Annotated in this window: 22 protein-coding genes; 6 read left to right on the top strand and 16 right to left on the bottom strand. The window is 66.6% G+C overall.

Annotated features, from left to right (window positions below; translation table 11 throughout):
• Positions 1–44: 44 nt before the first annotated feature.
• Together IPK20_13910 and IPK20_13905 are read right to left on the bottom strand one after the other, a co-directional pair.
• Entirely contained in the window at positions 45–1,547 is a 1,503-nt protein-coding gene (locus tag IPK20_13910; GenBank protein MBK8017700.1) for a tripartite tricarboxylate transporter permease, read from the bottom strand.
• Positions 1,547–1,996 (bottom strand): tripartite tricarboxylate transporter TctB family protein, encoded by a 450-nt coding sequence (locus tag IPK20_13905; GenBank protein ID MBK8017699.1) that lies wholly within the window; start codon positions 1,994–1,996, stop codon positions 1,547–1,549. The genes IPK20_13910 and IPK20_13905 overlap by 1 nt, the downstream gene beginning before the upstream one ends.
• A 304-nt stretch (positions 1,997–2,300) precedes the next feature.
• Between IPK20_13905 and IPK20_13900 the strand changes: the two genes are divergently transcribed.
• The 4 genes from IPK20_13900 to IPK20_13885 all read left to right on the top strand — a co-directional run bounded on the left by IPK20_13900 (position 2,301) and on the right by IPK20_13885 (position 7,011).
• Complete coding sequence (locus IPK20_13900) at positions 2,301–2,942, top strand: threonylcarbamoyl-AMP synthase (protein ID MBK8017698.1); 642 nt, start codon at positions 2,301–2,303, stop codon at positions 2,940–2,942.
• A 105-nt stretch (positions 2,943–3,047) separates the two neighbouring features.
• A complete protein-coding gene (locus tag IPK20_13895; GenBank protein MBK8017697.1) occupies positions 3,048–4,253 on the top strand; it encodes a tryptophan--tRNA ligase in 1,206 nt (401 codons plus the stop codon).
• Between the two features lie 192 nt (positions 4,254–4,445).
• Positions 4,446–6,278, top strand: coding sequence for a beta-ketoacyl-[acyl-carrier-protein] synthase family protein (locus IPK20_13890; protein ID MBK8017696.1), 1,833 nt, complete (start codon positions 4,446–4,448; stop codon positions 6,276–6,278).
• Complete coding sequence (locus IPK20_13885; GenBank protein MBK8017695.1) at positions 6,253–7,011, top strand: YdcF family protein; 759 nt, start codon at positions 6,253–6,255, stop codon at positions 7,009–7,011. Before IPK20_13890 ends, IPK20_13885 begins: the two co-directional genes overlap by 26 nt.
• A gap of 90 nt (positions 7,012–7,101) precedes the next feature.
• On the opposite strand, the gene IPK20_13880 is transcribed toward IPK20_13885, so the two are convergent.
• The 9 genes from IPK20_13880 to IPK20_13840 all read right to left on the bottom strand — a co-directional run bounded on the left by IPK20_13880 (position 7,102) and on the right by IPK20_13840 (position 15,450).
• Positions 7,102–7,275 (bottom strand): DUF2783 domain-containing protein, encoded by a 174-nt coding sequence (locus IPK20_13880; GenBank protein ID MBK8017694.1) that lies wholly within the window; start codon positions 7,273–7,275, stop codon positions 7,102–7,104.
• Positions 7,272–8,999, bottom strand: coding sequence for an FAD-dependent monooxygenase (locus IPK20_13875; protein MBK8017693.1), 1,728 nt, complete (start codon positions 8,997–8,999; stop codon positions 7,272–7,274). Before IPK20_13875 ends, IPK20_13880 begins: the two co-directional genes overlap by 4 nt.
• A gap of 90 nt (positions 9,000–9,089) precedes the next feature.
• The gene (locus IPK20_13870; protein ID MBK8017692.1) at positions 9,090–10,238 is read right to left on the bottom strand and encodes an acyl-CoA/acyl-ACP dehydrogenase; all 1,149 of its coding nucleotides are present in this window, start codon (positions 10,236–10,238) and stop codon (positions 9,090–9,092) included.
• 28 nt (positions 10,239–10,266) lie between these two features.
• Entirely contained in the window at positions 10,267–11,145 is an 879-nt protein-coding gene (locus IPK20_13865; protein MBK8017691.1) for a MaoC family dehydratase N-terminal domain-containing protein, read from the bottom strand.
• A 56-nt stretch (positions 11,146–11,201) separates the two neighbouring features.
• Positions 11,202–11,999 carry a metal ABC transporter permease gene (locus IPK20_13860; protein ID MBK8017690.1) on the bottom strand — a complete coding sequence of 266 codons (798 nt, stop codon included), beginning with the start codon at positions 11,997–11,999 and terminating at the stop codon, positions 11,202–11,204.
• A complete protein-coding gene (locus IPK20_13855; protein ID MBK8017689.1) occupies positions 11,996–12,508 on the bottom strand; it encodes an ABC-F family ATP-binding cassette domain-containing protein in 513 nt (170 codons plus the stop codon). The genes IPK20_13860 and IPK20_13855 overlap by 4 nt, the downstream gene beginning before the upstream one ends.
• Before the next feature lie 175 nt (positions 12,509–12,683).
• Complete coding sequence (locus IPK20_13850; GenBank protein ID MBK8017688.1) at positions 12,684–13,589, bottom strand: zinc ABC transporter substrate-binding protein; 906 nt, start codon at positions 13,587–13,589, stop codon at positions 12,684–12,686.
• 31 nt (positions 13,590–13,620) lie between these two features.
• Entirely contained in the window at positions 13,621–15,066 is a 1,446-nt protein-coding gene (locus IPK20_13845) for a hypothetical protein (GenBank protein MBK8017687.1), read from the bottom strand.
• Between the two features lie 63 nt (positions 15,067–15,129).
• Positions 15,130–15,450, bottom strand: coding sequence for a hypothetical protein (locus IPK20_13840; protein ID MBK8017686.1), 321 nt, complete (start codon positions 15,448–15,450; stop codon positions 15,130–15,132).
• Positions 15,451–16,063: 613 nt separating this feature from the next.
• Here IPK20_13840 and IPK20_13835 point away from each other — a divergent pair.
• Positions 16,064–17,941, top strand: coding sequence for a methyl-accepting chemotaxis protein (locus IPK20_13835; protein ID MBK8017685.1), 1,878 nt, complete (start codon positions 16,064–16,066; stop codon positions 17,939–17,941).
• Positions 17,942–18,002: 61 nt separating this feature from the next.
• Here the strand turns inward: IPK20_13835 and IPK20_13830 are convergent, their stop codons facing one another.
• The 3 genes from IPK20_13830 to IPK20_13820 all read right to left on the bottom strand — a co-directional run bounded on the left by IPK20_13830 (position 18,003) and on the right by IPK20_13820 (position 21,251).
• Positions 18,003–18,809, bottom strand: coding sequence for a CoA ester lyase (locus tag IPK20_13830; protein MBK8017684.1), 807 nt, complete (start codon positions 18,807–18,809; stop codon positions 18,003–18,005).
• A 10-nt stretch (positions 18,810–18,819) separates the two neighbouring features.
• Positions 18,820–19,998 (bottom strand): CoA transferase, encoded by a 1,179-nt coding sequence (locus tag IPK20_13825; protein ID MBK8017683.1) that lies wholly within the window; start codon positions 19,996–19,998, stop codon positions 18,820–18,822.
• Between the two features lie 248 nt (positions 19,999–20,246).
• Positions 20,247–21,251 (bottom strand): NAD(P)-dependent alcohol dehydrogenase, encoded by a 1,005-nt coding sequence (locus IPK20_13820; protein MBK8017682.1) that lies wholly within the window; start codon positions 21,249–21,251, stop codon positions 20,247–20,249.
• A gap of 274 nt (positions 21,252–21,525) precedes the next feature.
• Between IPK20_13820 and IPK20_13815 the strand changes: the two genes are divergently transcribed.
• Entirely contained in the window at positions 21,526–22,398 is an 873-nt protein-coding gene (locus IPK20_13815; protein MBK8017681.1) for a tripartite tricarboxylate transporter substrate binding protein, read from the top strand.
• A gap of 84 nt (positions 22,399–22,482) precedes the next feature.
• On the opposite strand, the gene IPK20_13810 is transcribed toward IPK20_13815, so the two are convergent.
• Both IPK20_13810 and IPK20_13805 read right to left on the bottom strand, forming a co-directional pair.
• Positions 22,483–22,854 (bottom strand): Hsp20/alpha crystallin family protein, encoded by a 372-nt coding sequence (locus tag IPK20_13810; protein MBK8017680.1) that lies wholly within the window; start codon positions 22,852–22,854, stop codon positions 22,483–22,485.
• Between the two features lie 13 nt (positions 22,855–22,867).
• Positions 22,868–23,305, bottom strand: coding sequence for an Hsp20/alpha crystallin family protein (locus IPK20_13805; GenBank protein ID MBK8017679.1), 438 nt, complete (start codon positions 23,303–23,305; stop codon positions 22,868–22,870).
• Positions 23,306–23,461 lie beyond the last annotated feature (156 nt).

Here is a 23,461-nt window from a genome sequence, read left to right as displayed (position 1 = left end):
GCGTTGCGATGCGTAGGGGAAATCCCAGGTGAAATCGGTCATCGTCAAGACTCCTTGAAAGCCTGCTCCCGCGCCTTGCGGACATTGGGCGCGATGACGACCAGGAGCAGCACGGCGGCCACGGCCAGCAGCGCACCCGACAGCGGCCGGGTCAGAAAAACGGTGGGATCGCCGCGCGAGATGGTGAGCGCACGGCGGAAGTTGTCTTCCAGCATGGGCCCCAGCACGAAGCCCAGCAGCAGCGGCGCCGGTTCGCAATTGAGCTTGATGAAGATGTAGCCCAGCACGCCGAAGCCCGCGGCGAGGAAGACATCCAGCACGCTCGATTGCAGGCTGTACAGGCCCACCACGCAGAAGAGCAGGATCGCCGGGTACAGGAATCGGTAGGGTACCGAGAGCAGGCGCACCCACACGCCGATCATAGGCAGGTTGAGCACCACCAGCATCAGGTTGCCCACCCACATGCTGGCGATCATTCCCCAGAACAGGTCGGGCTGACGGGACATCACCTGCGGCCCGGGTTGAATCCCGTGCAGCGTCATCGCGCCGATCATCAGCGCCATGACGGCGTTGGAGGGGATGCCCAGGGTCAGCATCGGAATGAAGGACGTCTGCGCGCCGGCGTTGTTTGCGGATTCCGGTCCCGCCACGCCCTCGATGGCGCCCTTGCCGAAGCGCGACGGGTCCTTGGCGATGCGCTTTTCCATCATGTAGGCGGCGAAGGAGCCCAGCGTCGCACCGCCTCCGGGCAGTACGCCCAGGAGCGAGCCGATGCCGGTTCCCCGCAGTATCGCGCCCCAGGCCCGGCGCAGTTCCGCGCGGGAGGGCAGCAGTCCGCCGAGCTTCTGCGTGAGGATGTCGCGGTGCTCGCTGCGTTCGAGATTCACGATGATCTCGGCGAAACCGAACAGGCCCATGGCGACGACGACGAACCCGATGCCGTCGGACAGCTCCGGGAAATCGAAGGTGTAGCGCTGATCACCGGTGGTGGTGTCCATGCCCACGAGCCCGAGGAGAATGCCCAGCACGATCATGGCGACCGCCTTGATCAGGGAACCCTGCGCCAGCACCACGGCTGCCACCAGCCCCAGCACCATCAGCGAGAAATACTCGGCGGCGCCGAACTGGAATGCCAGTTCCGCCAGCGGCGGTGCGGCCGCTGCCAGGAGAAGGGTCGCGACGCACCCGGCGAAGAAGGACCCGATGGCGGCGATGGCGAGCGCATGACCTGCGCGTCCGGAGCGGGCCATCGCGTATCCGTCCAGGCAGGTCACCACGGAGGAGGCCTCCCCGGGAAGGTTGACGAGAATGGCCGAGGTAGAACCGCCGTACTGGGCGCCGTAGTAGATGCCCGCGAGCATGATGAGCGCAGAGGTCGGTTCCAGCTGGAAGGTGATGGGCAGGAGCATGGAGATCGTCGCCACCGGACCGATTCCGGGCAGCACTCCGATCAACGTGCCCAGCACGACACCCACGAAGCAGTAAAGCAGGTTGTCCAGGCTCAGCGCCACCTGGAAGCCGAGTGCAAGATGGTTCAGCAGTTCCATCAGGCGCCTCCGCCTTCGGGCCAGAGGGCGATGGGCAGGCCGAGGCCCAGAATGAACACGAGCCATGCCACGAGTCCCAGCACACCGATGAGCACCGCGATCTCCCAGAACCGGCGACCCGTCTGCGCGAATCCGGACAGGAGAATGAGCGCGGCGATGGCCGCGAAGAGACCGAAGCGCTCGAGCATCCAGCCGAAGGCGACGATGGCTCCCAGCACGAGAAGAAGGGGTCGCAGCCGCCAGGCGTCGAGCGGGCCGCCCTGCACCCGCAGACTCGTGAGCGCCACGACCACGCCCAGCCCGAGCAGCAGGATGCCGATGATGCGGGGAAAGTATCCCGGGCCCATGTTGAGCAGGGTGCCGAGCCGGTAGTCGGCTCCGATGAACAGAGCGGCGGCGCCGATCGCAGCGAACAGCATCCCCGCCGCGAAATCTTTCGGGGCGCGCACTCTTCCTCCCATGTTGTTGTCGCTGCCCCTGCGGGAACAGCCGTGACCGGACCGGGGCGCGCATGCATCATCGCCCCGCGGTGAAAGCGGGCCTATTCTTCCACAAGGAGGGCGTGGGGAGCGAGTCCGCAACGAGGCGGCCGGGACCCATTTGATATGATCCGGTCAACATCCACTCAACCGGATACGCGTGGCTTCGTCACAGCGCGATTCAAGGTCCCAGGCCGCAGCCGGTTCGTGCAGGCCCGGAAATCATTTCCGATGACCTGCGCCCTCATCGTGCCGACGCGTTCCGGCTCACCGCATGGCCCAGCTGTTCGCCATACATCCCGTGAATCCGCAGCAGCGGTTGGTCGACCGTGCGGCGGAGATGATTCGCGGCGGTGCGGTCATCGCGTATCCCACGGACTCCTGCTATGCGCTGGGCTGTCATCTTGGCGACAAGGCGGCGGTGGAGCGCATCCGCGCGATCCGGCAGTTCGACGAGACCCACCATCTGACGCTCGTGTGCAGCGATCTGAGCCAGATCGCCCAGTACGCGCGCGTCGACAACCGGCAATACCGGCTGCTCAAGTCGGCCACCCCCGGCAGCTACACGTTCATCCTGCAGGCCACGCGGGAAGTCCCGAGGCGCCTGCAGCACGCGAAGCGTTCGACCATCGGCCTGCGCGTTCCCGATCATCCCGTGGCGCAGGCGCTGCTCGCCGCCCTCGCCGAGCCGCTGCTGTCGGCCACGCTCATCCTTCCCGAGGACTCCCTGCCCCTCAACGACGCGCAGGAAATTCGCAACCGCCTGGAAAAGCGGCTGGATCTCGTCATCGACTCCGGGCCGTGCGGCCTCGATCCGACGACCGTGGTGGACCTCACCGGCGAGGTGCCGGCGCTGGTCCGGCGCGGACGTGGCGACCCGGGAATCTTCGGGCTGGACGGGGAGGATTCTCCCTGAGGCGCCGCATGTTCCGGCCGCAAACCGGGCGGGGCCCGTCGCGCGCACTGCGGGCGGGGTTTTCTCCAATCGAATCACCAAGACTTCCAACGACGGACCGTTTCCATGTTTGTTGATCGCGTTCTCTCCGGCATGCGTCCCACCGGATCGCTTCATCTGGGCCACTATCACGGCGTACTCAAGAACTGGGTGAAGCTGCAGCACGAGCACGAGTGCTACTTCTTCGTGGCCGACTGGCACGCGCTCACCACGCACTACGACTCGCCCGAGGTCATCGAGCAGAACGTGTGGGACATGGTCATCGACTGGCTCGCCGCTGGGGTCGATCCGTCGCAGGCGACGCTGTTCATCCAGTCGTATCTTCCCGAGCACGCGGAACTGCACCTGTTGCTGTCCATGATCACGCCGCTGGGCTGGCTCGAGCGTGTGCCTACCTACAAGGACCAGCAGGAGAAGCTCACCGACAAGGATCTCTCGACGTACGGCTTCCTCGGTTACCCGCTGCTGCAGAGCGCGGACATCCTCGTGTACCGCGCCAATCTCGTTCCGGTGGGGGAGGACCAGGTACCGCACATCGAATTCACCCGCGAGATCGCCCGCCGCTTCAATCACATCTACGGGCGTGAACCGGGCTTCGAGGAAAAGGCGGAAGCCGCGATCAAGAAGCTGGGCGGCAAGCGCGGCAAGCTGTACGTGGAACTGCGCACCCGATTCCAGGAACAGGGCGACCAGGAAGCACTGGAGGCCGCGCGGGCGCTGATCGAAGAAGCGCAGAACCTGTCCATGGGGGACCGCGAGCGGCTCTTCGGCTACGTCGAAGGCGGTGGCAAGATGATCCTCTCCGAGCCCCGCGCCCTGCTGACCGAGGCCTCCCGCATGCCGGGGCTCGACGGCCAGAAGATGTCGAAGTCGTACAACAACACGATCTCCCTGCGGGAGGAGACCGACAGCGTGGTGAAGAAGATCCGCACCATGCCCACCGATCCCGCCCGCGTGCGCCGCACCGACCCCGGCGACCCCGAGAAGTGTCCCGTCTGGCAACTGCATCAGGTCTATTCGAACGACGCCACGAAGCAGTGGGTGCAGCAGGGCTGCCGCAGCGCGGGCATCGGCTGTCTCGACTGCAAGCAACCGGTGATCGACGGCGTGCTCGAGGAGCAGAAGCCCATGCGCGAACGGGCGCAGCCTTTCATGGAAGATCCGACGCTCGTGCGCACCATCATCGCCGACGGCGTGGAGAAGGCGCGCGAACTCGCGCAGGAAACGATGCGCGACGTGAGGGAGGCGATGGGCCTCAAGTACGGGCCTTGATCTCAGGCCCTAGACCCTGGACCCTGGACCCTGGACCTCGGACCCGCCAAGTCGGGTGGTACGGTTTCCGGGCTTTGCAGTCTCGGCTGCGGGAGACCGTTCTTTTCGTTCACGAGGCTGATCGCGCATGGCGATGGCCGCTGAAAGCGCCGGACCGGCGGAAGGTCCGGCCGGATGCATCGGGAGGAAATCTTGGACAACGTTGCCATCACCGGCAGGGGCGTGATCTCGTCCATCGGACACGATCTGCAGACGTTCAATGCCGGTCTGCTTGCCGGGAAAGTGGTCGCCGGTCCTGCGCCCTGGAAGACGGGACACGAGAACATCTGGATGTCGCTGATCGAGAATTTCGATGCGCTCGACTGGATGGAGGACCGCGTGATGCGCAACTCCGCCCGGTTCGCACACTATGCGATCGCAGCGGCAGTCCAGGCGGTGAAGGACTCCGGCATCGAGACGTTCGATCCGATCCGCACGGCAGTGATTGTCGGCAGCGCGCTGGGTGGCGTGGACTGGCATGCCGAGAACCAGGCTCTGCTGGATGACGAAGGGCCGGAGGCCATCTCCTCCAAGTTCATGGCCAATTCGCTCCTCAACATGCCGGCCGCCCACATCGCGTTGCGCTTCGGGCTGCACGGTCCGCAACTCTCCATCGCCACCGCGTGCGCGTCGTCGCACGACGCGATGGGACTCGCGGCGCGGATGATCGAATCGGGCGAGATCGACGTCGCGATCGCAGGGGGCACGGACTGCCCGGTGAGTCCGCTCGTCTTCTTCGGCGCCCGCAACAACAAGATGTTCACGCCACAGCCGGACCCGTACAAGACGTGCCGGCCCTTCAACGTGGAGCGCTTCGGCGTCATGCTGGGCGAGGGTGCCGGCATGTTCGTCCTCGAACGGGCGGACAGGGCGCGCAGGCGCGGCGCGACGATTCACGGCCGTTTGCGCGGCTATGCCACGCTGGCGGACGGTTATCACCCGTCCTCGCCCGAACCCGAGGGACGGTGGGAACAGCGCGTGATGGAGATGGCCATCGCCGACGCCAGGTTGCCGGGCGGAGTGGACGACGTGGATGCCGTGGTGGCGCATGGAACGGGCACGCCCGTCGGAGACATCGCGGAACTGTCGGCCCTGAACCGTATTTTCGGAAACCGCACCGAACCGTTGCGCGTGATGTCACCCAAGGGCAATTTCGGCCACCCCCACGGTCCGGCGGGTGCCCTGGGTCTTCTGGCCGGCATGCTGGGCATGAGCGAGGGTGCGGTGCTGCCCACGGCCGGTACTCACGACAAGCGCGAATTGATGCCCGAGGTCGGCAGGGTTGCACGCGGTGATCAAGGAACCCGCACCGGGCGCGATCGACGTGCTGCAGGTCAACGCGTTCGGATTCGGCGGGCAGAATGCGTCGCTGGTGGTGAGCCGGGAGTAGGGGGCGGCTGTGGCCCTCGGGATGTCTCTGCGGCAGGTCCCGGACGCACGATCCTCGCCGAGCGGGAGGGTCCGGACCGCCGGACAGTGTTCCGGCGGCTGCTATCGATCTGCACTCTCGCAGCCGGTCCCCTTCCCCTTCAAGGAGAAGGACAGGATGAGGATGGGGGCGACGGGGTTTGGCACTCAGCGGGCAGTTTGAGTGGGAACCCACCCCCACCTCCGCTCCTCCACTCCACCCCGAAAAGTCTCCGACTTTCCGGGGGCCCCGGCCTGAAGGGGAGGAGAGTTTCGTGCGCTTCGCGCCTCTCGGAATGCCCACCCCCACCTCCGCTCCTCCACTCCACCCCGAAAAGTCTCCGACTTTCCGGGGGCCCCGGCCTGAAGGGGAGGAGAGCTTCACCCACCTTCGCGCCTCTCCAGATCCGCGCGGTCTTGTCGGTGGCAGCAGGTCCCTTCCCCTTCAGGGGGAAGGACAGGATGGGGGTGGGCCTGCCCGGTTCGCGCCATCGCGCGCATCGACCACCCTGGTGCCAGAATGTATCGCGCTCCACCGCATGCCGCCCCTCGCGTGAATCCCATGTTCTGGCTCAATAAATTCATCGCTGCCCTGATCCTGCCTCCGCTCGGGCCGCTGCTGCTTTCCTTTCTGGGGCTGGCGCTCATGCGGCGGACGAAGAAACTGGGAAAGCTCATGGCGTATGCAGGGCTGTGGATCCTGCTGCTCCTCTCGGTTCCCGTCGTCTCCGGCGTACTGTCGTGGGCCATTGCGGAGGGAGAACCGCTCGTTGCGGACCGGGGCCGCGATGCGCAAGCCATCGTCCTGCTCGGCGGCGGGATCATCAAGCGTGCGCCGGAGTACGGCGGAGACTGGCTGGCCCCGCTGAGTCTGGAACGCGCCCACTACGGGGCCTTTCTCGCGAAACAGCGCAGACTGCCGATCCTCGTGGCTGGCGGAGTGGTACGGGAAGGAAGACCGGAGGCCGACGTGATTTCCGACGTCTTGGACCGCGACTTCGGCGTGCCGGTGAAATGGCGTGAAACGCAGTCCCGGAACACGCACGAGAACGCCCTCAACGCCGCGCGCATCCTGCACCCGCTGGGCATCCGCCGCGTGCTGCTGGTGACTCACGGTGTCGACATGCGGCGGGCGCGCCGCGAAATGACGGCCGCGGGTTTCGAGGTCACTCCCGCGCCGACCTTCGTGCCGGATCTCGCGATCGAATCGGTGTGGGACTTCGTGCCCAACATGTCCGCCTATCGCGGAAGCTCGCTCGCGATCTACGAGATGCTGGGCAACCTCAAGGCAACGATCGACGGTCTGCCCTGAGCGGGGGCTGTTGGACGTTTCGATAGCGGGAGCCGGTCGAGCCGTTCGCGTGCGGTCCCGGTTCCCGAAGCGACGACGCGGGCCCGCCGATCAGAGATCGTCCAGCGCGCTGCGAACGAGCTGGCAGGCCTTGTCCGCGTCGTCCAGCGCATCGGCCAACAGCAGGGCGAGCTTGGTCAGGAAGAGTTCCGACTTGTCCGCGCCGGCCTCGTCGATGGCTTGTGCAAGGACGTCGTAGAGACGTTCGAGGTCGCTCTGGTTCATGGTGCAGGCACCGCCGCGGTGTCGTGAGCGAGCGCGCGGTGGAATGCCGCCGCAAGCCGCGCAGGTGTTGGCGCGAGCCAGCGGGCGCACACGTGCTGATCGGGCCGGACGAGATACGCCGCACCCGCGCTCTCGACGCCGTACTTCTGCCACGCATGTCCCGATGCGTCGGTGACGGTCACGTCTGCGCCGTACACCGACCCTTCGCCCTGATTGCCGATCGCGATGACCTGCAGCGGCATTCCGATCGTTCTGAGCGACGCGATGGTGTTCCGTATCGCTGCCGGCACCTCGCCGCCCTCCGTGAAGTGAAGAAACTGGAATGCGGGGCCGAAGCGATCCAGCAGGTGCCGATGCTGGCCGAGCCGGATATTGGGCACGGCCGCGCCTTTCACCGGTCCGGCGCGGAACAGTCCGTCGTCGTCATCTCCGGCGTTGAGTGCGGAATCGAGATACTCGTGCGGGCGGGACGTGCGCCAATGGAACAGCGGCCGCACGAACGCGTGCTGCAGCGAAAGCGAAAGCGTGGCGTCCCGCAGCAGCCGGAATCCGCGGGTCGGCGGCGTCATGAACCGGGTGCTCTTGCCTGCCTCGTCGATGATCTCGCGGGCGGCCGTGACGCGCTCCCGGGAATAGGTCTCCAGCAGCGAGGGCGAAGACCAGCCGTTCACCACGCACGCGAGTTTCCACGCGAGATTGTTGCTGTCCTGCCAGCCCGTGTTGGCACCCCGCACGCCGAAGATGGGCAGCAGATGGGCCGAGTCTCCGGTGAATGCGACGCGTCCGTGCACGTACTGCGGCAGGGTCATCGCACGGGCGGAATAGACGGAAGACCAGTCGAGTTCCCACGGCAGATGCCCCATGCCGATCATGTCCAGCTGCGCGGCGATGCGGGCGCGCAATGATTCGGGCGCGAGCGCCTGTTCCGGCTCCTCGCCCGGAGGCAACTGGTAGTCGATGCGCCACAGGTCACCGGGCTGGCGATGCATGAGCACCGTGTTGCCCGGATTCCACGACGGATCGAAGAAGGCCAGCCGTTCGGTGGGCAGATCGATGTCGATGCGGATGTCGGCGATGACGAACCGGCCCTCGTAGGCATCGCCTTCCATCTTGAGTCCCAGCAACTGGCGGACGGTGGAGCGCGCGCCGTCCGCCGCGATGACCCAGTCGGCATCCATCCGGTACGGTCCTGCGGGCGTGTCCACGTCCAGGCCGACCCCCGCGTCGTTCTGCGCAAGGCCGGTCACGCGGTTTCCCCAACGCAGTTCGATACGCGGTTCGCGCGAGATCGCGCCGACGAGATAGTCCTCCACGTACTGCTGCTGGAGGTTGATCATCGGAAAGAAACGGTCGTCCTCGTCGTAGGGCGCCTCGAGGCGGAAGACACGCTCGCCGCGGTAGAACGAATTGCCGAACCGCCAGGGCAGACCCTTTTCGCAGATGCGCTCGGCCACGCCGACCTGCTGCAGGATCTCGAGCGAACGGCGGGTGAACACGATGGCACGGCTGCCGTCGCAGACCTGCCGCTCGGATTCGAGGACGACGCAGGGAACCCCGAAGCGGGCGAGATCCAGCGCAGCGGCGAGGCCGATGGGACCCGCCCCGACGATGACGACCTTGCGCCGCTCACCCTGGCGTTGCAGGGTCGATGAAGGCTGGAACGCGGGGAAGACCCGGTACCGGTAATACAGGGAGCGTCTGGGTTCGGTGCTCGGCTGATGCATGCGCGCTCGTGCTCGTGATTCCACGCCGAGCGCATGATAGCCCTGCGCCCCGAGGCTGTCACCGATCGGCGACGCCCCGGATGCCGGGCGTCAGAAAGATCGCGGCATGCCCAGCAGGTGTTCGGCCACGTAGGACAGGATGAGATTGGTGGAGATGGGGGCCACCTGGTACAGGCGGGTCTCGCGGAATTTCCGTTCCACGTCGTACTCGCACGCGAAACCGAAACCGCCGTGAAACTGCAGGCAGGCGTTGGCGGCTTCCCAGGACGCCTTGGCCGCGAGGTATTTCGCCATGTTGGCCTCGGCGCCGCAGGGCTGGTGCGCGTCGAACAGCTCGCACGCCTTCCAGCGCATGAGATTGGCCGCCTCCACCTCGATGTACGCTTCCGCAATGGGAAACTGCACGCCCTGGTTCTGCCCGATGGGGCGGCCGAACACCACCCGCTCGGATACGTACTTCGACACCTTGTCGACGAACCAGTAGCCGTCGCCGATGCACTCCGCCGCGATCAGCGTCCGCTCGGCGTTGAGCCCGTCGAGGATGTACTTGAAGCCCTGGCCTTCCGTGCCGATGAGGTTCTCGGCGGGGATCTCCAGGTCCTCGAAGAACAGTTCGTTGGTCTCGTGGTTCACCATGTTCGGGATCGGCCGCACGGTGAGGCCGCGGCCGATCGCCTCGCGCAGATCGACGATGAAGATCGACATGCCCTCCGACTTCTTCTTCACCTCGGCAAGCGGCGTCGTGCGCGCGAGCAGGATCATGAGATCGGAGTGCTGCACGCGAGAGATCCACACCTTCTGCCCGTTCACCACGTAGCGGTCGTCCTTGCGAACGGCGGTCGTCTTGAGCTTCGTGGTGTCCGTGCCTGTGGTGGGTTCGGTCACACCCATGGATTGAAGCCGCAGTTCGCCGCTCGCGATCTTCGGCAGGTAGCGTTGCTTCTGCTCGTCCGAACCGTGCCGCAGCAGCGTGCCCATGTTGTACATCTGACCGTGGCAGGCGCCCGCATTGCCGCCGCAGCGGTTGATTTCTTCCATGATGACCGAGGCCTCCGCCAGCCCCAGCCCGGACCCGCCATACTCTTGCGGGATGAGCGCCGCAAGCCAGCCCGCGCCCGTCAGGGCGTTCACGAATTCTTCCGGATAGGCGCGCTGTTCGTCGATCCTGCGGAAGTATTTTGTCGGAAACTGTGCGCAAAGATCGCGAACGGTGTCGCGGATGTCCTGATATTTCGGCATGGGTGTTCCGTCGTCTCGAATCGCCGCGTCAGTCCAGCTCGGCGGTGGCGTCCATGGTCAGATGGCCTTCGTGGTCGCGTGTCCACAGCGCAGCACGGTGGCCGTCCTCGATCCGCCCGCACACCGTGAAGCGGTGGATGTCGAAGACGGGCCGCACCGCGCGGAAGGAGAATTTTCGAACCGCCCGCTCCGGCGCCTGGCGCCGCAGCAGATCCACGAGCAGCGTCGCGATGAGCGGCCCGTGCACGATGAGTCCGGGATAGCCTTCCACCTCCGTGACATACGTGCGGTCGTAGTGGATGCGATGGCCGTTGAAGGTCAGGGCGGAGTACCGGAAGAGCAGCACCGGATCGGGCGCGATCTCGCGTGAGAAGGCTTCGCCGGCGGGCGCGGGCTGGGCGGGCGGAGCGGACTGTCCGGGCTGGGGGTTGTCGCGATAGACGATGTCGTGCTCTTCGTGGATCACCAGTTCGTTGCCGACGCGGTAATCGTGGTGCACGCCCACGAAGACCAGCGTGCCGCTGCGTCCCTGCTTGCCTTCCACGGACGCGATGGTCGATGTCCGCTTGACTTCGTCGCCGATGGCGAGCGGGCGGCGGAACTCCAGCCGGCCGCCCGCCCACATCCGCCGGGGCAGTTCCACCGGCGGCAGGAATCCGCCCCGCTTCGCGTGACCGTCGGGACCGATCTCGCTGTGGCGGGCCTGGGGGGTGAAGTAGAGCCAGTGCCACAGCGCGGGCAACGGCGTCCCCGGGCGGGGCTGCGGGTCATCCCGGTCGAGCGTGGCCGACATCATCGCGACGGGCGCGGCCGTCACCGTGTCCTGCCGGTCTTCGGTGCGGCCGATCCACTGTTTGAGAGCATCGAGATCCATGGGAAATGTCTTGGGTCGGCAAACCGCAAGCATGGCGTGACGGCGTGCAAAGGGCAATGCGGCAGTGCCGGGCCTGCAGACGGGCAGGACTACCGGCGCAGGAGGGCGCCCACGGCCCAGGAGAGACCGGCGACGGCGACCATGCTGAGCACCAGGACCGGGCCGAACGGCTGGTCCAGGTGCAAGGCCAGCTCGAAGGCGGTGACGTAGCTCGTCATGCCCGTGACGAGGGAGATCGCCAGGGCGCGTTTCCAGCTCCGCCCCCAGGTCCAGGCGATCATCGAAGGGATGAACACCAGGCTGAACGCGGCCATCACGCCGATGCTGGCGGTGGCCAGCGAGATGCCGGCGGCCACCAGGAGATCGAACACCAGGTGGTAGCGCTGCGGCGAAAGCCCGCTCGCCCGGAAGAAATCGGGAAACATGCGTTCCAGCAGCAGCTTGCGGGAAAGCCACCGCAGCAGTGCCAGCGCCACGACGGAAAAGCCCGCGACGCTCCAGAGGTGCTCGGTGCCGGTGAAGTAGAGCTGGCCGTCGAACAGCGCGTGACCCAGGTGATCGGCGAAAGGGGCGTTCGACAGCATCAGGATCGAGGCTCCCCAGGCGCCCACCATCAGCAACGCATAGCCGTTGTTGCCCGAGCGCGAAAGCCACGACTTGGTCGCCGCGGCGAAGCCGGCCGCGCTGAAGCTGCCCAGGAGCACCGGCAGCCCGGAAATCGCCGCGGCCAGCGAACCCGCTGCGGCGAGCTGCGCGAACGCCAGCGATGCCAGCCATTCCTCGCGCAGCCGCAGATACATGCCCAGCAGCGGGAGCACGACGGACAGGAAGAGCCCGGTCAGGAAAGGAACGAGGAAGAGCGGCTCGTGGATCGTGAGAAAGCTCATCGCGGTGCCAGCTCCACGATGCGCGTGGCGACCGATTCGACGAACCGGCGGTCGTGGCTCACGAGCACGAAGCCGCGCGCCCGATCGCGCGCCTTGAGCGCGGTCTCCAGCAGCCCGACGCCCGCCGGGTCCACGTTGTTCGTCGGTTCGTCGAGCAGGACGAGCTGGGCCGGCGAGGCGAAGCTCGCCCAGACCTGCAGGAACTGCAGCTGGCCGCCCGAGAGTTCCGAAAGCCGCCGCGAAAGGAGCGGTCGCGTCTGCTCCGGAAGCGTCGACACATCCGCATTGGTGAGCGACAGCAGTTCCCGGCCCGACAGAGGCACACTGCGAACGGGGAGCGGGTTCTGGTGCTGGTGCGCCACGCGCAGACCGGGGCGGCGGCGAACAGTACCGGAGAACACCCGCGCGCTGCCTCCGACAGCGTTGAGGAGCGTGCTCTTGCCGGATCCGTTCGGACCCCAGAGCGCGACGACTTCGCCCGGCTCGACGGACAGCGTCACGGGCCCCATCACGGGCCGGTCATAGCCGGCCGTGACGGCGTCCAGCGCGATGAGAGGATCGGAAGGCAAGGAGCGATTCGGGTCGAGGGTTGTACCGGGGGCTCGCGGCGGCTGGATTATAGGAACCCATGGCCGGGGAGGGGAGGCTCCGGCGCCCGCAAGGCCGCCGGAGACGACACCGGAATCAGGCGCCCAGAGCGGTCAGCATCCGGCGGATGGCGTCGTCGAACATGCCGAAGAGGTCCTTCGCGCCCTCGGAACCGCCGACGGTGGCGGGCAGCATGACGGCGGGCACTTTCGTGTGTTCGGCGAGCCATTCGGACGCCTGGGGCGACTGATAGGACGAGCGCAGGATGAGTCGTGCCGGGTCCGACGGCTGCCGCTGGACGAGATCGTTGAGATGCGACGACGTCGGTTCCACGCCGGGCTTGGGTTCCAGGGTTCCCAGTTCCTTCATGCCCAGGAACTCGAACAGATAGGCGAAATTCTTGTGGTGCTGGATCACGCCGACCCCTTTCAGGGGAGCCCCCTGCTGCGCCCAGCGCGCCGTGGCGGCGCTCCAGCGCGAGGTGAAATCCGCCAGCCGGTTCTTGTATTCCGCATCGCCCGCCGGGTCGAGCTGCGACAGGCGCTTCGCGATCTCGTTGGCGCCGAGCTGCACCTGCCGCGGCCCCCACTGGATGTGTGGATTGCCCGCCGGATGCACGTCCCCCATCGCGCGGTCGACGGACGCCGGCACTTCGATGCGTGGCACGACGCTCGCGACGGCGAGGTATCCCGGCTTGCCCAGCTGCACCTTGTCGTTGCCCGACTGGCTCAGCACCATCGGCAACCAGCCCACCTCCAGCTCCGCGCCAGTGCAGACGACGAGATCGGCCATGCGGGCCCGCGCAATCAGGCTCGGTCTCGCCTGGATCCGGTGGATGTCCTGCATTGCCGTGGTGGCGACGTAGATGCTGGCGCGGCTCCCCGCGACTTCGCGTACGAGCGAGGCCCATTCCGGTTCGCACGCGAACACTTCCAGGGCCGAGCGGGCAGGCAATGCCGCCATCAGGGCGACGGCCAGCGCAATGCGCAAGATGATCTTCATGTTTCGGTTCCTTTGCCTGTGCGTGACCGCCTCAGAAGCGGTGCGCGCCGTGCGCGCCCAGGCTGTAGACGTATTGGAGGAAGACGATGGTGTCGCCGATCGTCTCGCCGGTGGCGATGTCCTGGCGCGAGCGGTCCCGGGCGAACTGCAGGCGGATGCGGCTGAACTCGCTCGGGTTGTAGTCCATCATCACCGTCCAGCGATTGGGATCGAAGCCTGGGGGCGTGAGGTTTGCCGCATTGGCGTTCAGCGACACGGTTCCGGCGGAGAGCCGGTCGTACCGCAGGCCGGTGCGCCAGTAGGGGTGGAACTGGTAGACGCCTTGCATGAACCAGCCGGATTGCTTCGCGCGCATGGCGTCCGTCGTCGCCGCGCCGGCGGTGTCGAAGGTGAAGTCGCCGTCCAGCTTGCGCTGGTAGAACTCGCTCACGAACTTGAAGTTCCGGTACTTGGGGTTCCCGTCGGGCGCCCATTTCCAGACGAAATCTCCGCCCGTGATGCGTTGCCGGCCCGCGAACAGATTCACGAGCCCGGTCAGATCGTCATAGTCGAAGAGTGTCACACCGTCGGTCGTGGTCCGCTGGCGCAGGTGCGACGCCCCCACCTGCCAGCTGTGCGAGTCGCCGAGATCGCCCCCGACCTTGACGAAGAAGGTCTCGGAACTCTTGCCGTTGCTGTTGCGTTCGATCTCGCCCATCCCGGCGAATTCGCGGCCACGGCCCAGTTCCGCCCCCAGCTGCACGAAGACCGGAAGCGGCGCCACCCAGCGCAGCTGCACGCCGTCGTCGCCGTAGTTCTTGCCCAGGAATGCGCGCTGCACCAGCGAGGCGTCCGTGAAATCCCACGCATGCGGGTGAACGGAGTTCCAGTATCCGAGGCCGCTGAAGAAACGTCCGCCCTTGACCGTGAGTCCGTAGCCCAGGGCCGTGGTTTCGACGAACGCTTCCTCGACCTCCACCTCGTTCTCGGGCGTCAGTGCCGCGAGCAGGGCGCCACGGAAGTAGGGGTCGATGTTGGAAGAGAGGAACAGTTCCGATTCGCCCAGCGAGGGTCCGCGTCCGATGATCTCGCTCGCCCCGCTGCCGTGGAAGCCGGTGATCTGGGCCGTGGCATCCTTGCCGTAGCGGCCCCAGCTGCCGTTGAGGATGAGCGAGATGCCGGGATTGAGTGCGTTTTGCGACACTGCAGGCTGGGCGCCGGTCGCCGCAGGCGGCTGAGCCTGCTCCACGGTGCGCTGGGCGGATTCTTCCGCGCGGGTGGCCGAGGCCGTGGCCTGACGCGCGGCTTCCTCCGCTTTTCTGGCGGCGGCTTCCGCCGATTTCAACTGATCCTCGAGCGCCTTGATGCGGGTCTCGTAGGTATCGCGCAGTTCCTGGATCTGCCGGCGGATCTGATCGAGATCGGCATTCTGCGCCGAGGCGATGGCAGGTGCGCCGATCGCCACGGCGAGTGCCGTGACGATGAGTGACTTCTGCATGGAGGACTCCCGTTGAACACTGAAGTACGTCGCGGCGGCGTCGTACCGGTCGCGGCTCGGCTGTCAAACGGGGATGAACGGAGGGGCCCGGGATCGGAAGGCGGGGTGATGGAAGATGCGGACGCCCGTTTCCAGGACTTCGAATCCGCGGACTGCGCCGAAGCGGGCCGCGGCGAACACCGTGACCTCCGGAGCCGAACCCTGCAGTTTGGCGAACGAGAGGCACTCGTCGCAGGCGTAGAGGGTGGCGGTCTTGTCCTGCTGAGCGCCTTGCGTCTGTCCGGCCAGATGCGCGGCCAGATGCGCGATGCCGGACTGTTGTGCGAACGCGAACGCTATGGCGACGAACGCGTGCAGGAACAGTGATTTCAGGCGGCGGTGCATGGCGGGACAGCGAATGCGCAACTCGGTCGGGTCGAGCCGCAGTCTAGAGCACTGCCTGCAACTTTGTCACGTTTGCCGTCGGATGGCGGCGTGCGTGCCGCCGCGGGCCTGACGTTGGAGGCACGGACGATGTTGCGCTGCAATGACCGAGGTCCTGCCCTTCTCCGGGAAGGCCCCATCGGCGCGTTCCGGGCTGTCCGGCGAGCCCGATCCGTGCCGGGCCTGTTCCTGCCTTGAACCGCCTGTCGTGGCAAAAAACGAAGGTGCGGGCCCGCAGCGTTCTCGTCCTTTCCACAGGAGCCCCGCGGCCGGTTCTGTTGGGGGCGCTGTTGGAATTGCCGGGGTGGTCGCGACGAATCCGGGGATCTCGCGATGACCATTTTTCGGCAAGGAACTGGCGACGATTTGACTACCGTCAAGTTCGAGAGCGAGTCGCCGATAGTTGGCTTCTCAAGACGCGACCCCGCCCAACGTCCCGCGCGGCGCGCATGTTCCAACGGATGAAGCATCGGCGCCCATCGCCTCGCGCCTGAACGCCATTGTCTGAAGCGCGGTAGGGGTGCCGCGCCGGCTCGGGCCGTCAGTGGCCGGAGAGCTTTCACGAGGGGTATCGATGAAGTCACTCAGCACACGTCTCACCATCTTTCTTGCAGCGACGCTCGCGGTCAGCGCCCTGCTGCTCACTTCGCTCACGTATCTGAGCATGCGCCAGAACGTCCTCGAGACGCTGGAGCGCGAGGTCGGTGCCGCCACGGACCAGCAGAAGTCGAGCGTGGCCGCCTGGCTGGCTTCCAAGCGCCGGATCATCGAAGCGACCCTCCCGGCTGCCTTCGAACCGGACCTGAAGGCGAAACTGCAACGGGCAGCCGCCTCGGGTGCCTTCACCAACGTCTACGTGGGCTACCCTGACAAGTCCTTCCTGCAGGGCAGCGACATGCCTTTGCCCCCGACGTTCGACCCGACCGTTCGGCCGTGGTGGAAAGCGGTGATGGAGAAGCAGGCCATGGTCGTGACGCCGCCGTTCATGAGCGTCGGCGACAAGAAGCTCGTGGTATCGGTGGCCGGTCCGGTCATGCGCAATGGCCAGATCGCCGCGATCATGTCGTCGAATACGCTGCTGGACGAGATCGTCTCCGGCGTGCTGGGCATGAAACTGGTGGGCGACAGCCACGCCTTCCTCATGGGCAAGGATGGAACGCTCATCGCCTACCGGGACGAGAGTGCGGTACTGAAGCCCGTGACCAATCTCATGCCCGATCTCACGGCCGACAGGATCGCGTCCATCGCCGCCAGCGGCAAGATGGAAGAGGTCAGGATCGGGGATCAGCTCCGCTATCTGGAACTGCGGCAGATTCCGGACTCCGACTGGTACCTCGGGGTGGTGGTGGATCGCGCCGCCGCCTTGGCGCCGCTCAACAAGCTGCTCTATGCCCTGATCGGTGCGACCGTCGTGGTGCTGGCCGTGGTGTGCGCGCTGGCGGTGGTCGGCACCCGACGCATGCTGAAGGAACTCGTCTCCCTGCGGCAGGCGATGCAGGAGATCGCCCAGGGGGCGGGAGATCTCACCGTGCGGTTGCCGGTGAGAAGCGAGGATGAAGTGGGTCAGGCGGCGGGAGCCTTCAACCAGTTCCTGGAGCGGCTGCACACGATGTTCCGCGAGGTGCGCGAGCAGTCCAGCGGCGTGCACGGCGAAGTCGGCGGCGTCGCGGCCACCACGTCCCGTCTGGCACTCGACTTCAACCGGCAGACGGACGAGATGAGCGCCACGGCGGCGACCATCGAGCAGGTGACCGTCAGCATCAATCACATTGCGGATACGGTGCGCGAGACCGAAACGGCCATGCGCACCGCCGATACCGAGTCCATCCGCACCGCGGAATCCGTCCAGGAAGTCACTCGCGAGATCAGCCGCGCGGCAGAAACCATGGGGGGACTCTCCACGGTGGTGAGCCGTCTCGGCAGCCGCTCCGACGAGATCGCCGGCATCGTCGGTGCCATTCGCGGCATCGCCGACCAGACCAATCTGCTGGCCCTCAATGCCGCCATCGAGGCGGCCCGTGCAGGCGAAAGCGGGCGTGGTTTTGCGGTGGTGGCGGACGAAGTGCGCAAGCTCGCGGAACGAACGGCGGAATCCACGGTGGAGATCGGCCGCATGATCGACGCCATCCGCAGCGAGATGAGCAGCGCCGTCACGGGCATGGAAGACGCGCAGAAGATCGTCTCCTCCGGCGCGTCGCTGGCAGACGAGGCGTCGTCGCGCATCCAGGTGATCCGGGATCGTGTCGCGGACGTGATGGCGCGGATCCGCGACATCTCGGGTGCCACCACCGAGCAGGCCACAGCCACGAGCGAAATGGCCAAGCGCGCGGAACAGGTGCACGCAATGATCCAGGGCAGCGGTCACGCGCTGCAGGAGACAGAGCGCTCGCTGCAGGCGGTCAACGACCGCGCGAATCAGCTGGGGCAACTCGTGGGGCGGTTCCGGCTGTAAGACCCCGCCATCGGCCGCGGTCCATGGGGACCGGGGCCGGAGTTCGGGCGAAGCGCGGCTTTCAGCCGCGCTTCGTGCTTTTCATGATCCGCTCGGCCTTGAGAATGATCGGGCGATCGACCATCTTCCCGTCCACGGCGACCGCGGCTCCCGCCGCCTTCTCGGCGGCGCTCAGCACCCGCTCGGCCCATGCCACTTCGTCGGCGGTCGGCGCGAATGCGGCGTTCACCAGAGGCACCTGGCGCGGGTGGATGCAGAGCTTGGCACCGAAGCCGAGCTTCTTCGCACGCAGTGTGTCGGCCTGCAGCATCTCGGGGTCGTCGATTTCCGTGCAGACGCCGTCCACTGGAGGCTGCAGGCCCGCGATGCGGGAATCCAGGACCAGACGGGAGCGGAAGTACAGGAGTTCGTCCCCTTCGCCGTCGATACCCAGATCCACCTGGAAGTCGATGCTGCCGAACAGCAGGCGCTGCACGTGGGGCGTCTTCGCCAGCTCGCGCACGCGGTCGAATCCAACGGCCGTCTCGATGAGCGGCAGGAGCACGCGGCCGTTGTCGCGGCACAGGTCCACGAGTTCCCCGTCGAGGTGTTCGGCCTTGGGCAGCACGATGCCGGCGACGCCAGGCATGCGGCACAAGGCCACGTCGGCCTGGTGCCAGGGCGTTTCGGCGGCATTCACCCTGACCAGGACGGGGTGTGCGGGCGAGAGCCAGGCGGCGAGCGATGCCCGCGCCTGATCCTTCTGATCGGGCGGAACGGCATCCTCGAGATCGACGATGACCGCATCGGCGTCCGCATTGCAGGCGCGTTCGAACCGTTCCGGGCGGTTGCCAGGCACGAAGAGATAGGAGCGGGCGATGGATGTCATGGCCGCTCCGTCAGATGGCCCGCTGCGCGCGCAGCGACGCGATGGCCGCGGCGTCGTAGCCGATCTCCGCGAGGATCGCCTCGGTGTGCTGGCCGATCGACGGGATGGCATCCATGCGCGGTTCGAAGGAATCCGGCATGCCGGGCGGCAGCAGGGCCTTGATCGGACCCGCAGGTGAGTCGACGTCCACGATCCGGTGGCGCGCGGCGAGCTGTCCGTGTTCCCAAAGGTCGTGCATGTCGTTCATGCGCGCGTTGCCGATCTGGGCGGCGTCCAGCCGGGCGACCACTTCTTCCGCGGTGAGCGAGGCGAACGTCTCGACGATGATCGCTTTCAGCTCGTCACGGTTGGAAGATCGCAGAGGTCCCTTGCAGAAACGCGGATCGCCGGTCAGTTCGGGCTTCTTCAGCACCTTCTCGCAGAAGGTGGCCCACTCGCGCTCGTTCTGAAGGCCCAGCATCACGGACTTCCCGTCGCCGGCGGGGAAGGGGCCGTAGGGATAGATCGTCGCGTGCGATGCACCTGCGCGCGGTGGCGGCGGGGCCCCGTCGTAGGCGTAGTAGAGGGGAAAGCTCATCCACTCGGTCATGGACTCCAGCATCGAGATGTCGATGCGGCAGCCCTTGCCCGTGCGGCCGCGCTGGATGATGGCGGCGAGGATGTTCGTATAGGCGTACATGCCCGCGGAGATGTCGACGATGGAACAGCCCGCCTTTGCCGGCTGGTCGGGTGTGCCGGTCACGGAGAGGAGTCCCGATTCGCTCTGGATGAGCAGGTCGTAAGCCTTCTTGTCGCGATAGGGGCCGTCGGCACCGTACCCGGACACGTCGCAGACGATGAGGCGGGGGTACTTGTCCTTGAGCGCGTCGTAGCCGTAACCCATCCGGTCTGCCGCGCCCGGGGCCAGGTTCTGGATCAGCACGTCCGCGTTCGCGAGGAGCTTGTGGATGATGACCGAAGCTTCTGGATGCTTGAGGTCCAGCGTGAGGCTTTCCTTCGAGCGGTTGGTCCACACGAAGTGCGAGGCCATGCCCTTCACGCGCGTGTCGTAGCCGCGGGCGGGGTCACCGACTTCGGGCCGCTCGATCTTGATGATGCGCGCGCCCAGTTCGGCGAGCTGGCGGGTGCAGAAAGGGGCCGCGATGACGTGCTCGAGCGCGACGACAGTGATTCCGTCCAGGGGACGCATGGCTGCTGCTCCGGTGTGTCCGTGAATCCCGGCCGGATCGGGGGCCGGAGGCGGGTCGTTCTCGCGGCCGGAGGCTGCACGGAAAACACGCCCCGGGGCCGGTTCGCCCAGGGTGGAAAACCGCGAATGTTAACGGAGTGCGAGACGACGGGGGACCCGCGGGACCGGGATTGCTCCCGTCCGGGGTGGCGGGAATCGCGGCACGGGTCCGCTGCCGGCCGTGGCACCGGGCTGCGGCCGGCACCCGCTCAGAGGTCGATCACCACCTTGCCGAAGTGCTTGCCGTCCTGAAGGTGCTGGAAGGCCTCCGCGCCGCGCGCCAGCGGAAAGCGGGAATCCACCACCGGCCGCAGACCGTGCGCGGCGATGGCGCGGTTCATCGCTTCGAAGCGGGCACGCGATCCCACCGCGATCCCCTGGATGCGGATCATCGGCCCCAGGACGGCGCGCAGCGGGATGTCGGCCCGGTATCCGGCCACGAAACCCACGACTCCCACGAAGCCCCCGAACGCGAGCGAGGCCAGCGATTTCTCCAGGGTGCCGCCCGCCGTTTCCACGACGATGTCGACTCCGCGCCCGCCCGTGGCTTCCTTGACGGCCAGATGCCAGTCGGGGTTCGTGCGGTAGTTGATGCCGGTTTCCGCGCCCAGGTCGCGCACGCGTGCCAGCTTCTCGTCGCTCGACGAGAGCGCGATGACCCGGGCGCCGGCCAGCCTGGCGAACTGCAGCGCGAAGATCGCGACACCGCCCGTGCCCTGGACCAGCACCGAGGCGCCCGGCTTGACGCCTCCTTCCTGCAACGTCGACCACGCCGTGAGCGCGGCGATGGGCAGCGTGGCGGCTTCCGCATCCGTCAGGTGGGCGGGAACGCTCACGGCATCCTCGGCTGGCACGGCGATGTACTCCTGCAGCACGCCGGACAGCGGACCGCCGAGCGTACGCTGGGTGCGCATCTCGGGCGTCGGGTAACCGTCGTACCAGGTCTGCGTATAGATGGGCATCACGCGGTCGCCCACCTTGAAGCGGGTGACTTCCGGGCCGACCGCCACGACTTCTCCGCAGGCGTCGGACGCGGGCACGTAGGGCAGCGGGAGGTTCGGCAGGTACTTCTGGACCAGGATGGCAAGGTCGCGGTAATTGAGGCTGGCGGCCTTCAGGTGGATCAGGATCTCGCCGCGCCGGGCTTCCGGAATCGGGCGGCGGCCGAGCGCCAGCGAAGCGATCGAGAAATCGCGCGCCTCCAGCGCGGCCATGGTATTGCCGGTCATCGTGTCGTTCTCCTCGTGGTTCGACCCGCGCTGCGGTTGCGCGGAAGGGGGAAGGGGCCGGGCGCCCGGTGCGGGACCGTCTCGCGACTGCGGGCGGGAGCGCTCATCGGCTGCCTGTTCTCCGTCATCATAGACGCCCCTGTGTGCTGCCGGAGGTGACCCCGTGAAGTTCGGAAGACTTGCCGCCGTCCTGTCGCTGCTGCTGTTACCCACGATTGCCTGCGCGCAAGACACCGTCTACCCATCGCGGACGGTTACCATGATCGTGCCCCAGGCTGCCGGCGGAGCGAACGACACCATCGGCCGCATCGTCGCGCAGAAGCTCGCCGCAGTTCTCGGCAAGTCCGTCGTCGTGGAAAACCGGCCCGGAGCCGGCGGGAACATCGGCACGGCGCACGTGGCGCATGCCCGGCCCGACGGGCACACACTGCTGCTCACCGCGAACAGCATGCTGGTCATCAATCCGGCACTGTATCGGTCCACCGGCTTCGATCCGGTCAAGGACTTCGAGCCGGTGGGGACCGTGGCCACTGCCGGGTACCTGCTGGTCGCGAATCGCTCGTTCGGGCCGTCATCCATCAACGAGCTCATCACAGCGGCTCGCGCGGCCCCCGGCACGCTGAACTACGCGTCTGTCGGACACGGAACGCTCAATCACCTCATCGGAGAAATGCTGCAGAAGGCCGCGGGCATCGATCTCGTCCACGTGCCGTACAAGGGGGCCGCCGCAGCGGTGACGGACGTCGTCGCAGGTCAGATCCCGCTCGCGGTCGTCAGCGTCCCGGCATCGCTGAGTTTCATCCAGACGGGAAAGCTGAAAGTGCTGGGGGTCGTCAACGTTTCGCGTCTAGCGGCGCTGCCGGATGTGCCGACCATCGGCGAGACGCTCAAGGGATTCGGTTCGACGCCGTGGTATGGCGTCCTGGCGCCTGCCGGAACGCCCAAGGGCATCGTGACGCGTCTGGGCGCAGCGCTTCAACAGGTGTTGGACGCTCAGGATGTAAAGGAGAAGCTCGCCGCGCAAGGTTGCGAGGCACGCTTCGGAACCGCAGCGCAGCTGGCGGCATCGATCCGGGACGAACTGCCCCGCTGGGCCAGGATCGTCAAGGAATCCGGCGCGTCACTCGACTGAAGGGGGCAAAAGACAAGACCTGACCCCGATTCGTTGGGGTCAGAATCGGGGTCAGGTCTTGTCTTTTGCCTGAGGCAGAGGAAGTTACGCTGCCGTGACTTCGATGCGTCGCGGTTGCGCGTGCGGGGCCTTGGGAATCCGCAGCTTGAGCACGCCATCCTTCAGTTCCGCGGAAATGCCGGAGGGGTCCAGTTCGCGGCTCAGCGTGAACGCGCGTCGATAGCGCGGATAGCCGACTTCGACATGGCTGGCCGACATGGCCTGAGGCAGTTCCACCGCGATCTCGCCTTCGATGGTGAGCGTATCCGCTTCCACGTTGAGATTGAGCTTGTCGCGCGGGACGCCGGGAAGATCGGCAAAGAGGGTGATGCCGGCTGCGTCCTCGATCACGTCGACCGGCGGGAGCAGGGCGACGTCGTCGCGCGCATTGCGTTGTTGAGTCGGGGTCTGTGTCATGGTGTCCTCCAGGTCACTGGATGTCGATGCGGCGCGGCTGCGCCGATTCACGGCGGCGCGCGGTGATGCGCAACACGCCATCGCGGTAGGCGGCCGTGACGCCTTCGGGATCGATGTCGTCAGGCAGGCTCACCACGCGGCGGAACTTGCCTGAGAAGCGCTCGCCCACGTGCAGCGTTGTCTTCTCGTCGGACGCGGGGAGCGATTCCTGCCGTGTGCCTGAGACAGTGAGCACGCCGCGCTCGAGGTTGATGTCCACCGACGCCGGGTCGAGGCCCGGGGCGAAGGCGTAGATCTCCACCGCCTGGGGAGTGCCGCCCACGTTGAGCGCGGGATAACCGCCACGGCCGACGCCGCGGATGCTGGGCGTGTCGTCGAACGCCTGCTGCAGACCGCGCTGCAGGCGATCCAGTTCGGCGAAGACATCGCGGGGAAACAGGGATCGATACATGGCCATTTCTCCAATGTCCGTTGAACGGGGAAGCGCATGGGGTGTCTGTCCTTGCGCTCGACGCCGAAGATCGGGTCGCCCGCTTCCGGTTTCAATAGCCCGGACGGGTCGCCCGGCCATGCGACCCGGCGGATGCCGGCCCTTGACGCCGACCCT

The organism is Betaproteobacteria bacterium (assembly GCA_016713305.1).
Taxonomy (GTDB): Bacteria; Pseudomonadota; Gammaproteobacteria; order Burkholderiales.
Note: the sequence above shows the minus strand (reverse complement) of the source record. Positions and strands in the feature narration are given on the sequence as shown.